Here is a 12,535-nt window from a genome sequence, read left to right on the forward strand (position 1 = left end):
GCGGGACGTCAAATAATGAAGAAGTCCGCCGCCGCGAGCTCCACGCTTTCGGGACCGAACCTGACCATGGAGGCGATCCGTTCGTGGGTCAGCGCATTGTTGTTCTGGTCGAGGAACTCGAGACGGAGGTGATAGCTCCCGTCGAAGAAGTGGATGTACCGGCCCTCGACCTGCGCCGCCACCTTCTCCGCGTCGAGGTCGCCGAGCAGGACCTCGTCGCGGCGGCCGACGCCCGGTCCGACAAAGTCGAGGATCTGTCCTCCTGCCGTCGCCGCCGTCGCCTCGTCGGTCGTGGCGCCGATGACATAGGTGTCGGCGCCGCCCTGGCCGTCCATCCTCACCATGCGCGCCGCGCCGCCGGTGTCGGGATCCCAATAGAGGATGTCGTTGCCCTTGCCCCCGCGAACGTCCGTGGCGCGGCTGCCGATGTGGATGCGGTCGGCGACTTCCGTGCCGCGCACGACCGGCCCGGCGACGCTGTACGCCGAGAGCGACGCTGCGAGCGGGGTCACCAGCGACAGCGCAGCGGCGGGTCCGCTGCCCCCGGGGTCGCCAGGTGTGAAGCCGAACAGGCTCTGCGCGTCGAGCCGGATGCGGTCGGGGCCGAACTCGGCCACGGATGCGATCTGCGCGCGAGTCAGCCGATCGTGGTTCTGATCCCGGAAGTCGAGATAGAGGTGGTCGCTGCCGTCGAAGAAGTGGATGTGCCGACCCTCGGCCTGCGCCGTGACGGTTCCGGCGTCGAGGCCGGCGAAGAGCGCCTTGTCGCGGCTGGAGACGCCGGGGCCCTGGAAACCGGTGATCAGGCATCCCGGCATCCCGGCCGCCGTCGCCTCGTCGGTCGTGGCGCCGATGATGTAGGTGTCGGCGCCGGCCTGGCCGTCCATCGTCACCATGCGCGGGGCGCCGCCGGTGTCGGGATCCCAGTAGAGGATGTCGTTGCCTTTACCGCCGCGAACGTCGGTGGCGCGGGCGCCGACGAGCACGATGTCGTCGGCGGCCGTGCCGCGCACGACCGCGCCCGGGACGAAATAGGGGGCGAGCGCAGGTGCGGTCGGCGCCACCAGCGATCGCGAGGACGTCCAGAGCGTCGCCTCGTCGACCGTGCCGCCCACGACGACCCAGATCAGGTCGAGCGGGTCGCTGCTTTCGCCCGGGGCCAGCGCGTCCACGCCGCCGCCGAAATCGAACCGGTCGGCAGGGATTCCACCGACGGCGAACACGTCCCGCGCGCCGAAGCCGGACGGAGGAGGCGGGGCGTTGCTTATTGCGTAGGCGATCGCGGCCATGATTTGGTCTCCTTTTCCGACCAGCGTTCAGGCTCCATCTGCGCGCCGGGAAGGTGCGGCCGGTTGGCGCGGGCTGGTTCTCACGGAACGATAGCCCCATCCCTGGAGACGCTCGTCCCCCAACCGGGGTATGCGATGAGAGGGCAGAAAACAGGGCACGAACAGATCAGAAGAAGATCAACTGACCGGAGTCTATTTGGCTTATGCCAGCAAAAATAATATTGCCACCATCTCCCGCATAGATCAAGCTGCTTCCGCTCGTCTGCAGGCGATCATAGAATTCATCGCTATCCAAGTCATAGTTATCGAAATCAGTGAGCCGGATTCGGTCGTTCGCACGGAGATCGGCGACGGTCACGGTCGCGTCGCCACCAAGCCAGATCTCGAACACATCGGCTCCGCCGCCGCCCGTGAGCTGGTCGTCGCCTCCCTGCGAAACAACGGTGTCGGCGCCAGCACCGCCATTCAGCACATTGTCGTGGGCTCCGCCATATATCCGGTCGTTTCCGTCGTTGCCGTACAGTCTGTCGTCTCCCTGGCGACCGACGATATAATCATTGCCGGCGTTGCCCTGAATATAGTTGTCGAGACCGGACCCGTACAGAAAATCATTCCCGGAGCCGGCATATATGTTCTCGATTGAAACGAGCGATTCCTCGGCGCTGCCGGACAGGCTCTCGGCGGTCCCCAGACTCAAGTCGATGCTCCAGGGTCCGGTGCTGTAAGTGTAGTCCACTCCGTCATAGCCATCGCCACCGTTGAAGGTGTCGACTCCGTCGCCGCCCAGGAGGATATCGTCGCCGCCGCCGCCGTTCAGCCGGTCGTTTCCGGCCCCGCCGTCGATAATGTCGTTGTCCAGCTCACCATAGAGGAAGTCGTCGCCGGTATCGCCATACAGCCGATCGCTCCCCGTTCCACCGTACATGGTGTCCGAGCCGCCAAGGCCATTGAGGCGGTCATGTCCGGCGTAGCCATAAATAACATCCGTGACGCCAGTTCCATTGAGAACATCGCTTCTGCTTGTGCCAAAGAAGACCATTGCCGGCGCCCTTTCCCGTAGCGGGGGCGTGAAGGCTCGCCTTGTGGCGTGACGATGGCGCGCTCCCCGATGATCGCAAAACGATAGCGCGACGCCCGGACGCCCTCATCCCCCAGTTGGGTTAGGTCGATCCGGCAGGCCGGCGCGAAGCGCGACCGACGGCGCGCGCGCCCGCGCGGGCGGGGCCGGCGGAACCGCTGTCGCTGCGTCGGGCCAGGAGGTCTCCCAGCGGGCTCAGCTCTCCTCGCGGGCGAGGAAGCCTTCGAGCCAGTGGATGTCGTAGCGGCCGGCCTGGATGTCCGGCTCGTCGAGGAGCGCGTGGAAGAGCGGCGTGGTGGTCGCGACGCCGTCCACCACGAGCTCCGAGAGCGCGCGGCGCAGGCGCGCCAGCGCCAGCTCGCGGTTGCGGGCATGGACGATCAGCTTGCCGATCAGGCTGTCGTAGTAGGGCGGGATGGCGTAGCCGCCATAGATGGCGCTGTCCATGCGCACCCCGAGCCCCCCGGGGGCATAGTAGGTGTTGATCCTGCCCGGCGAGGGACGGAAGTCCGGCAGGCTCTCGGCGTTGATCCGGCACTCGATGGCGTGGCCGCTGGGCACGAGATCCCGCTGCGTGAACGACATCGGCAGGCCGGCGGCGACACGGATCTGCTCCTGCACGAGGTCGACGTCGTAGATCGCCTCGGTCACCGGGTGCTCGACCTGGAGGCGGGTGTTCATCTCGATGAAGTAGAACTCGCCCTTCTCGTAGAGGAACTCGATGGTGCCGGCGCCGGCGTAGTCGATCCGCGCCACGGCGTCGGCGCAGATCTCGCCGATACGGGCGCGGGTCTTCGCGTCGATGACCGGAGAGGGCGCCTCCTCGAGCACCTTCTGGTGGCGACGCTGCAGCGAGCAGTCGCGCTCGCCGAGATGGACGGCCTTGCCGCGCCCGTCGCCGAACACCTGGATCTCGATGTGGCGCGGGGCGTCGAGGTATTTCTCCAGATAGACCTCGTCGTTGCCGAAGGCGGCCTTGGCCTCGGCGCGGGCGGTCTGGAAGGCCGCCTCGATGTCCGCTTCCGTGCGGGCGAGCTTCATGCCGCGCCCGCCGCCGCCCGCGGTCGCCTTGACGATGACCGGATAGCCGATCTCGGCGGCGACCTTGCGGGCCTCGTCGAGCGTGGGGACGGCGCCGTCCGAGCCGGGGACGCAGGGCACCCCGAGCTTCCTCATCGTGTCCTTGGCGGTGATCTTGTCGCCCATCAGCCGGATGTGCTCGGCGGTGGGGCCGATGAAGGCGATGCCGTGGTCCTGGACGATCTGGACGAAGTTGGCGTTCTCGGAGAGGAAGCCGTAGCCCGGATGGATCGCCTCCGCGCCGGTGATCTCGCAGGCGGCGATGATGTTCGGGACCGAGAGATAGCTCTGGGCGGCCGGCGGCGGCCCGATGCAGACGCTCTCGTCGGCCATCCGCACGTGCATCGCATTGGAATCGGCGGTCGAGTGGATGGCCACCGTGGAGATGCCCATCTCCTTGCAGGCCCGGTGAACGCGCAGCGCGATCTCGCCGCGGTTGGCGATCAGGACCTTCTTGAACATCGGGGCCTCCCCTCTCGCGGGGCTCATTCGAGGATGATGAGCGGCGCGCCGAACTCGACCGGCGACCCGTCGTCGACCAGGATCCGTTTCACCCGCCCGGCGCGCGGCGCCGGGATCTGGTTCATCGTCTTCATCGCCTCGATGATCAGGATGGTCTGTCCCTCGGCCACCGTGTCGCCGATCTTGACGAAGGGCGGCGCCGTCGGCTCGGCCTGGAGGTAGGCGGTCCCGACCATCGGCGACTTCACGACCCCGGGATCGTCGGCCGGATCGCCGCCGGCGGCGGCCGCGGGCGCGGCGGGACCGGCGGAAGCCGCGGCTGGCACCGGCGCGGCGGCGGCGTAGTGGATCGGGGCCGGCGCGGCGGCGACGGGGATGGGCTGGCGGGCGACGCGGACGGTCAGCGCATCGTCCTCGCCGAACTCGCGCTTGACCTCGATCTCGGTGAGGTCGTTCTCGCGGATCAGCTCCGCCAACGCCCTGATGAAGTCGACATCCGACTCGTGCGGCCGCTTGTTCATGATGCGCCCCGACGCCCTCCCCCGGCCCCGGCGCGGGCGGGGCCCGCGGCGGGCCCTCTCCATACACGGCAAGTCCGTGGCTTGGGAAGGCGGAAAGCGCCGGGCGCCGGGGCGGCCCCGGCCGCCGGCTCAGCCGCCGGCGCGCGCATCGGCGACCATGTCGCGCATCGCCGCGAGGGGCGCGTAGCCGCGGACCAGCCGGTCGCCGACGACGAAGGTGGGGGTGCCCTCGATCGCGAGGTCGCCGGCGACGGCGCGGGTGGCCTCGATGCGCCGGGTCACCTCGGGCGTGCCCATCGCCGCGCGCACCGCGGCGAGGTCGGCGCCCGTTTCCGCCACCTCCTCGTCGATGATCGCCTCGGAAAGCTGGCCCTTGTGGCGCAGGAGCCGGTCGTTGAGGGCGCCATACGCCTCGGGCCCGGCGACGATCAGCGTCGCGATCGCGGCGCGCGAGGCGTACTCGGAGGTCGGGCCGAGGATCGGCAGCTCCTTCACCACCACCTTCAGCCCGGAATCGCCGTCGAGGAGATCCATCACCTCGGGATGCGCCCGCTTGCAGTAGGTGCACTGGTAGTCGAGGAACGCGACCACGGTGACGTCGCCCTCGGGATTGCCGCGGACGTAGGAGAAGCCGTCGTCGAAGATCTCGGCGGCCTTGTCGGCGAGCACCTTGTCGTCGCGCGCCGCCGCGGCGTCGCGCTCGCGGGCGTCGAGGATCGCCACCATCTCGTTCAGCACATCGGGGTTCTCGAGGAGATAGGCGCGCACCTCCTCGCGGAACTCGGAGCGCTCGTCCGCGGTCATGTCGGCCCAGCCCGATCCGGGCAGGCAGGCGCTGAGCAGGAGGGCTGGAAGGGCGAGGCGGCGGCTCGACATGGCGGTCCCTTGTTTCGCGGCGCGGGCGCGCCGGGTTCGGCTCGCGACGCCTAGGCGCCGCATCTTCGGTCCACGGCGCCTTACGCGCCGCATCTTCGGTCGGCGGCGTCTTGTAGCGCCGCATCTACAGTCCGCGGCGCGTGGCGCCGCATCTTCCGTCCGCGGCGCCTCCTGCGCCGCCGGTTCGGTCCCGGCGTCCGGGCGCCGCTGGCTCATTCAACGCGCCGGCGCCGAGGTTCCGTCTGCGGCGCCGCGGGTCAGTCCACGGCGCGGCGCGCCATGGTAAGCACGTCCTGCGCCCGGTTCCAGCCGGGCGAGCCGGTCGGCAACAACGCGCTGGCGCGCGTCGCGAGGCGGTAGGCGTCGTTGGGGCGACCCTCGAGCGTGAACCGCTCGGCGGTGGCGAGCGCGGCCTGCCCCTCGTTGCCGAGCCGCGCCTCGGCCAGCGCGAGGTCGCGCAGCACCTCCGGGTTGGCCCGGTCCGCCGCCTCGGCGCGGCGCAGGATCTCCGCCGCCTCCCGGGTGGCCGCAGGGTCGTCGACGTTGAGGAGCGCCCGGCCAAGGCCGCCGAGGATCAGCGGGTCCTTCGGCGCAAGCCCCACGGCCCGGCGATATTCCTGCGCCGCCGCCCCCGCCTGCCCGGCCTCCAGCAGGAACTGCCCCTTGAGGTCGTGATAGTACGGATCGTCCGGCCGGACCGCGATCAGCGCATCCACGCTCGCGAGCGCCCGCCGGAGGCTCGGCTCGCGGTAATAGGCGACGGCCCGCGCCAGCATCGCCGGCTCCGAGGCGTCCGACGCCGGATAGGCCTTCAGCGTCTGCCCCGGCGTGTTGAGGAAGCCCTTGAACTTCGCCACCATCCGGGCGTGCCAGTAGACGTCCTCCGGGTCGGGCTCCGGCGGCGGCGGCAGCTTCGCCACCCGCTCCTCCAGGAGCGCGATGCGCTCCGACCAGAGCGGATGCGTGAGCGTATAGGCGTCCTGGCTTCCGGCGAGCAGCGCCTCCTGCCCGCGGAACAGCCGCAGCACGTCGAGCGCCGCCTCGGGGTCGCCCCCGGCGGCGGAGAGGTAGCGGATGCCGGCTTGGTCCGCGGCGGCCTCCTCGGCGCGGCTGTGGGCGAGCGCGGTGCGTAGCGCGGCGTTCTGGCTGCCGGCGATGATGGCGAGGCCGGCCTGCGGCGAGCCGGCGAGCGCCGCGGCCGCCGCCACGGCGGCGCCGACCGCAGCGATGCCGCGGGCCCCGCCGAGCGCCGCATCGCGGCGGGCGAGATGACCGCCGGCGATGTGGCCGATCTCGTGGGCCATGACGGCGCGCAGCTGGTCCACGGTCTTCAGCCTGGTCACGAGGCCGGTGTTGATGAAGAGGTTCGACCCGCCGGCGACAAAGGCGTTCGGCTCGCGGTCGTTGATGATGTAGATGCGCACCGTCGCGGGATTGAGCCCGGCGGCGCGGATCATCGGATAGGCGAGCCGCTTCAGCGTCGCCTCGATCTCGGCGTCACGGATCAGCGATTGCGCCGTCGCCGCGGGCGCCGCGAGGGCGGCGAGCGCCACGAGGACCGCGGCGATCAGGATGCGTGCGGGCGCCAGCTCGATCTTCCCTCGGGTTGCGCCTTCGCGCGTTTTCTGCCTCAACGCTTCGGAACGAAGCTTGGAGGCGCGCGGCGCCGAACTCAAGGCGAGCCGCGATCGATCCCCGGATTGTGATGGCGGCGCCGGCGCGCGGGCGAGGGGCGGAAGCGGATGACCAGGATATCCCGGCGGGGCGAGGTCGACCCCTTCATCGTCATGGACGTCATGGAGGCGGCCCGGCGCGAGGAGGCGCGGGGGCGGTCGGTGATCCATATGGAGGTCGGCCAGCCGGGGACGCCGGCGCCGCGCGCGGCGCGCGCGGCGCTGGCCCGCGCGATGGCGGCGGGCCCGCTCGGCTACACCGTGGCGCTGGGCCTGCCGGAGCTCCGGGCGCGCATCGCCCGGCTCTACCGCGACTGGTACGGGATCGACCTCGATCCGGGCCGGGTGGTGGTGACGGCCGGATCCTCCGCGGGCTTCGTGCTGGCCTTCACCAGCCTCTTCGACGCCGGCGACCGGGTGGCCATCGCGGAGCCGGGCTATCCGAGCTACCGCAACATCCTGCGCGCGCTCGACGTCGTCCCCGTCGGCGTGCCGGCCCACGCCGGGGACCGCTTCCAGCCGACCCCCGCCAGCCTGCCCGACGGACTCGCCGGCCTCCTTGTCGCGAGCCCCGCCAATCCGACCGGCTCGATGCTCGACCGGGCGGCGCTCGCGGCCCTGATCGGAGCCGTCCGGGAGCGCGGCCTCGCCTTCGTCTCGGACGAGATCTACCACGGCATCCAGTACGGCGCGCGGGCGGTGTCGGCGCTGGAGATCGACGACGACGTCTACGTCGTCAACTCGTTCTCCAAGTACTTCTCGATGACCGGCTGGCGCGTCGGCTGGCTGGTCGTCCCCGAGACGCACGTCCGCCGGGTCGAGCGGCTGGCGCAGAACCTCTTCATCTGCCCGCCCCATGCCAGCCAGGTGACGGCGCTGGCGGCGCTCGACGCCGTGGACGAGCTCGAGGCCAATGTCGGCGTCTACCGGGCGAACCGGGCGCTGCTGGTCGAGGGGCTCGGCGCCGCGGGGTTCCCGCGCTTCGCGCCGCCGGACGGGGCGTTCTACATCTACGCCGACGTCTCGGACCTGACGGACGACAGCGCGGCGCTGGCGCGGCGGCTCCTCGTCGAGGCGGGCGTGGCGGCGACCCCGGGGCTCGACTTCGACCCCGGCCGCGGGCGGCGCACGCTGCGCTTCTCCTATGCGGGGCCGACGGCGGACGTCGCCGAGGGGCTGCGGCGGCTGGCGGCCTGGTCGGCCGGCTGAGGGGGGCGGCCCGGGTCGACAACCGCGCCGGCCGCGCCCATGTTCGGGCGCAGAGGCCAACCGGGGAGAGCGCCATGTGCCGCAACATTCGCCCGCTCCACAACTTCGAGCCGCCGGCGACGGATGACGAGATCCGGGCGGCGGCCTTGCAGTTCGTGCGCAAGATCAGCGGGTTCACCGCGCCCTCGCGCGCCAACGAGGCGGCGTTCGCCCGCGCCGTCGACGAGGTGGCCGGCGCGTCGCGCCGCCTCCTCGCCGGCCTGACCACCGCCGCCGCCCCCCGCGACCGCGACGTCGAGGCCGCGCGGGCCCGCGAGCGCTCGCGCCTCCGCTTCGCCCGCGAGGCCTGAGGAGCGCCGACGCACGAGGCTGGACTCTGGCGCGGTTGCGCTTCGCGCGCCGGCCCGACGGCCGCAGGCCCTCCGGACCGGTGGATTTGCGCCGCGACAGGCGCCATCGTGCCGGGCGACTCGCGGGGCGCACGAGGAGGCGGCATGAAGAGGGCGATCAGACCGGAGGAGGCGGCGGAGCTGGTGCCGGACGGCGCCCGCGTGCTGGTGGGCGGCTTCATGGGGGTCGGCTCGCCGCACCGGGTCATCGACGCGCTGGTCGCGCGCGGGGCGAAGGGGCTGACGCTCATCTGCAACGACACGGCGATGCCGGGCGTCGGCGTCGCCAAGCTCGTCACGGCGCGGGCCCTCCGCGAGGTGATCGCCTCGCATATCGGGCTCAATCCCGAGACGCAGAAGCAGATGATCGCCGGCGAGATCGAGGTCGAGCTGGTCCCGCAGGGCACGCTCGTCGAGCGCATCCGCGCCGGCGGCGTCGGGCTCGGCGGCGTGCTGACCCCGACCGGGCTCGGGACGCCGGTCGAGGACGGCAAGCAGGTCGTCGAGGTCGAGGGCCGGCGCTTCCTGCTCGAGACGCCGATCCGCGCCGACGTCGCGCTGATCGGCTGCCACCAGGCCGACTACGCCGGCAACATCAGCTACCTGCTGACGGCGCAGAACTTCAATCCGGTGATGGCGATGGCGGCGGACGTGGTGATCGCCGAGCCGACCCACATCCTGCCGGTCGGCATGATCACCCCCGACGCTGTGAGGACGCCGGGGGTGCTGATCGACCATCTCGTCGGGAGGGCGGCGTGATGGACGCCAAGGAGCTGATCGCGCGGCGGGTGGCGGCGGAGATCCGGCCGGGGATGCTCGTCAACCTCGGCATCGGCCTGCCGAGCCTCGTCGCCAACTACGTCCCCCGCGAGCGCGACGTCTACTTCCAGGCCGAGAACGGGGTGATCGGCCTCGGCGCCCGGCCGCCGGAGGGGATGGAGGAGCCCGACCTGACCGACGCCGGCGGCGGCTTCGTCACCGCGCTGCCGGGCGCGGCCTCGATCGACAGCGCCATCAGCTTCGGGCTGATCCGCGGCGGGCACCTCGACATGACGGTCCTCGGCGGGCTCCAGGTCGACGAGCGCGGCTATCTCGCCAACTGGATGGTGCCGGGCCGGATGGTCCCCGGCATGGGCGGCGCGATGGACCTCGTCGCGGGCGCAAAGCGCGTCGTGGTGGCGATGGTCCACAGCGCCAGGGGCGAGGCTAAGATCGTGCCCGCCTGCGCGCTGCCGCTGACCGCGGCGCGGCGGGTCAGCCTCATCGTCACCGAGATGGCGGTGATCGAGCCCACCGACGCCGGCCTCGTGCTGCGCGAGCGCGGCCCCGGGGTCGCCGTCGCCGACATCCTCGCCGCCACCGCTGCCCGGCTGATCGTCGGCGACGAGGTGCCGGAGATGCGCCTCTGAGAGGCCTCAGCGAAAGGCCTGACGCGGAGCGGACCGAAGCGGGCGAGGATGCGGGGGCGCGCGGCCAACACGCGTGTTATCAGGATCAACACACTGGAATATATTGATGTTCCGATTCCTGTTCATCCGATGGCAAGAAAGGTTGAGGCGCCGGAAACCTTCAGGACGCGGGGTTTGCAGGGTTCTCTCTGAGCCCCCGCTGCAAACTTCGCCCCAAAGCGCCTTGAAATTCCGACCAAAACGGCCGGCTTTCGCCGTTCGCGCGAAAATGACCCGGGCGGGGCCCGCGGTCCCTTGACCCCGGCCCGCGCCGCGCCGACAAAGGCCCGCCCGTGGCATCACGAAGGAGTAGAGCGGATGGCCCCGACCCCGCCGCCGACCGCGCCGAACCCGATGGCCGTCGCGGAATACTGGATGGACGCGTGGCAGCGCTCGGTCCTCTTTCTCGACGTGATGCGCCAGCGCGCCGTCCAGTACGAGGCGCACGCCGCCGAGGCGGCCCCGAACGTCCTCTCCTACGACGCCGAGCTCGTCCTCGACGGCCGGCGGCTGGAGCGGCCCGCCAACTACCTCCTCGCCCGGATCACGCCGCCCGAGGGCGTCGAGATCGACCCGAGGAAGCGCCCCTTCGTCATCGTCGACCCGCGCGCCGGCCATGGGCCGGGCATCGGCGGCTTCAAGGCCGACAGCGAGATCGGCGTGGCGATGCGCGCCGGCCACCCGGCCTACTTCATCGGCTTCCTGCCCGATCCGGTCCCCGGCCAGACCATCCTCGACGTCGCCGCCGTCGAGGCCGTCTTCCTCGAGACCGTGATCGCGCGCCACCCCGAGGCCGACGGCAAGCCCTGCGTCATCGGCAACTGCCAAGCCGGCTGGGCGGTCATGCTGCTCGCCGCGCTGCGGCCGGAGCTGTTCGGGCCGATCATCGTCGCCGGCGCGCCGCTCTCCTACTGGGCCGGCGTGCGCGGCGAGAACCCGATGCGCTACTCGGGCGGCCTCCTCGGCGGCTCGTGGCTGACGGCGCTCGCGGGCGATCTCGGCGCGGGCGTCTTCGACGGCGCGGCGCTGGTGCAGAACTTCGAGAACCAGAACCCGGCCAACACGCTCTGGACCAAGCAGTACAACCTCTGGTCCAGGATCGACACCGAGCCCGAGCGCTACCTCGAGTTCGAGAAGTGGTGGAACGCCCACGTCACGCTGAACGCCGCCGAGATGCAGTGGATCGTCGACAACCTCTTCGTCGGCAACCACCTCGCCGCCGGCGACATCCGCGACACGGACGGGACGGCGATCGACCTGCGCTCGATCCGCTCGCCCATCGTGGTCTTCTGCTCGAAAGGCGACAACATCACGCCTCCCCAGCAGGCGCTCGACTGGATCCTCGACCTCTACGACAACGTCGACGACATCCGCGCCTGGGGCCAGACCATCGTCTACACCATCCACGACCAGGTCGGGCATCTCGGCATCTTCGTCTCCGGCGGCGTGGCCCGGAAGGAGCACGACGAGTTCGCCTCCAACATCGACCTGATCGACTGCCTGCCCCCCGGCCTCTACGAGGCGGTGCTGACGCCCAAGGGCGAGGCGGTCGCCAATCCCGACCTCGTGACCGGAGAATGGGTGATGCGCTGCGAGGCGCGCACCCTCGACGACATCCGGGCGCTCGGCTGCAACGACCTCGCCGACGAGCGCAAGTTCGAGGCCGCCGCCCGGCTCTCCGAGATCAACCTCGCGCTCTACCGCGCCTTCGCCCAGCCCGCCGTCCGCGCCCTGGCCTCGCCGCCCGCGGCCGAGGCCATGCGGCGGATGCATCCGCTGCGCATGTCCTACGAGGTGTTCGGCCCGCGCAATCCCTGGCTGAGCCGGATCGGCGAGCTTGCGGCGCGGGTGCGCGACCACCGCCGCGCCGTGCGGCCCGACAACCCGCTCGTCGCGGCGCAGGACGCGATCTCGCGCCAGATCGTCGACGGCCTCGACGCCTGGCGGCGCTGCGCCGAGAAGGTGTCGGAGGAAGCCTTCCACGCCTTCTACGGCGCGCCCGCCGTGCAGGCCGCGCTCGGGGTCGAGGCCGACGCCGAACCGCCGCGCAAGGCGGCGCGGAGCGCGCTCCACAAGGCGCTGACCGCCCGCCGCATCGAGGAGCTGCGCGCGGCCATCCCGCAGGGCGGCATGGCCGCGGCGCTGGCCCGCGCGCTCATCTATGTCGCAATGCCGCGCAAGTCGGTCGACGAGCGGAGCTTCGCCGCGATCGTGCGGATGCGCGACGCGACGCCGCAGCACCGCCGCATGACGCTCGCCGACTTCAAGCAGCTGATCCGCGAGCAGTATCTGATGCTGCTGATCGACGAGGACGCCGCGCTGGCCGCCCTGCCCGGCCTGCTGCCGGAATCGATGGAGGAGCGGCGCGCCGGCCTCGCCGTGGTGCGCGAGGTCATCGAGGCGAGCGGCGCGCCCGGCGACGCGCCGGCGGCGCGGCTCAGGCAGATCGCCACCCTCTTCGGCGTGGCGCCGGAGGTGGTCCGCCTGCCGGGACGCCGGGCCTCCTGATC

At 71.3% G+C, this 12,535-nt stretch carries 11 protein-coding genes; 5 read left to right on the forward strand and 6 right to left on the reverse strand.

The window, feature by feature from the left end:
* Positions 1 to 8: 8 nt before the first annotated feature.
* The 6 genes from KBB57_RS06150 to KBB57_RS06175 form a co-directional block, all read right to left on the reverse strand.
* Complete coding sequence (locus tag KBB57_RS06150) at positions 9 to 1,289, reverse strand: hypothetical protein (protein WP_290747662.1); 1,281 nt, start codon at positions 1,287 to 1,289, stop codon at positions 9 to 11.
* Between the two features lie 166 nt (positions 1,290 to 1,455).
* Positions 1,456 to 2,328 (reverse strand): calcium-binding protein, encoded by an 873-nt coding sequence (locus KBB57_RS06155; protein ID WP_290747663.1) that lies wholly within the window; start codon positions 2,326 to 2,328, stop codon positions 1,456 to 1,458.
* Between the two features lie 234 nt (positions 2,329 to 2,562).
* The gene (gene accC / locus KBB57_RS06160; RefSeq protein WP_290747664.1) at positions 2,563 to 3,909 is read right to left on the reverse strand and encodes an acetyl-CoA carboxylase biotin carboxylase subunit; all 1,347 of its coding nucleotides are present in this window, start codon (positions 3,907 to 3,909) and stop codon (positions 2,563 to 2,565) included.
* A gap of 23 nt (positions 3,910 to 3,932) precedes the next feature.
* Positions 3,933 to 4,430, reverse strand: coding sequence for an acetyl-CoA carboxylase biotin carboxyl carrier protein (accB, locus tag KBB57_RS06165; protein ID WP_290747665.1), 498 nt, complete (start codon positions 4,428 to 4,430; stop codon positions 3,933 to 3,935).
* A 129-nt stretch (positions 4,431 to 4,559) separates the two neighbouring features.
* Positions 4,560 to 5,306, reverse strand: coding sequence for a DsbA family protein (locus tag KBB57_RS06170; RefSeq protein ID WP_290747666.1), 747 nt, complete (start codon positions 5,304 to 5,306; stop codon positions 4,560 to 4,562).
* A 257-nt stretch (positions 5,307 to 5,563) separates the two neighbouring features.
* On the reverse strand, positions 5,564 to 6,940 hold the full coding sequence (locus tag KBB57_RS06175) for a M48 family metalloprotease (protein WP_290747667.1): 1,377 nt from the start codon (positions 6,938 to 6,940) through the stop codon (positions 5,564 to 5,566).
* Positions 6,941 to 7,048: 108 nt separating this feature from the next.
* On the opposite strand from KBB57_RS06175, the gene KBB57_RS06180 reads away from it, so the two are divergent.
* The 5 genes from KBB57_RS06180 (at position 7,049) to KBB57_RS06200 (ending at position 12,533) form a co-directional block, all read left to right on the forward strand.
* A complete protein-coding gene (locus KBB57_RS06180; protein WP_290747668.1) occupies positions 7,049 to 8,188 on the forward strand; it encodes an aminotransferase class I/II-fold pyridoxal phosphate-dependent enzyme in 1,140 nt (379 codons plus the stop codon).
* 74 nt (positions 8,189 to 8,262) lie between these two features.
* Positions 8,263 to 8,538 carry a DUF2277 domain-containing protein gene (locus tag KBB57_RS06185; RefSeq protein WP_290747669.1) on the forward strand — a complete coding sequence of 92 codons (276 nt, stop codon included), beginning with the start codon at positions 8,263 to 8,265 and terminating at the stop codon, positions 8,536 to 8,538.
* A 144-nt stretch (positions 8,539 to 8,682) separates the two neighbouring features.
* On the forward strand, positions 8,683 to 9,336 hold the full coding sequence (locus KBB57_RS06190) for a CoA transferase subunit A (RefSeq protein ID WP_290747670.1): 654 nt from the start codon (positions 8,683 to 8,685) through the stop codon (positions 9,334 to 9,336).
* A complete protein-coding gene (locus KBB57_RS06195) occupies positions 9,336 to 9,986 on the forward strand; it encodes a 3-oxoacid CoA-transferase subunit B (RefSeq protein WP_290747671.1) in 651 nt (216 codons plus the stop codon). The genes KBB57_RS06190 and KBB57_RS06195 overlap by 1 nt, the downstream gene beginning before the upstream one ends.
* 357 nt (positions 9,987 to 10,343) lie before the next feature.
* Positions 10,344 to 12,533 (forward strand): DUF3141 domain-containing protein, encoded by a 2,190-nt coding sequence (locus tag KBB57_RS06200; RefSeq protein ID WP_290747672.1) that lies wholly within the window; start codon positions 10,344 to 10,346, stop codon positions 12,531 to 12,533.
* Positions 12,534 to 12,535: the final 2 nt, after the last annotated feature.

This window comes from Amaricoccus sp. (assembly GCF_017993425.1).
GTDB lineage: Bacteria > Pseudomonadota > Alphaproteobacteria > Rhodobacterales > Rhodobacteraceae > Amaricoccus.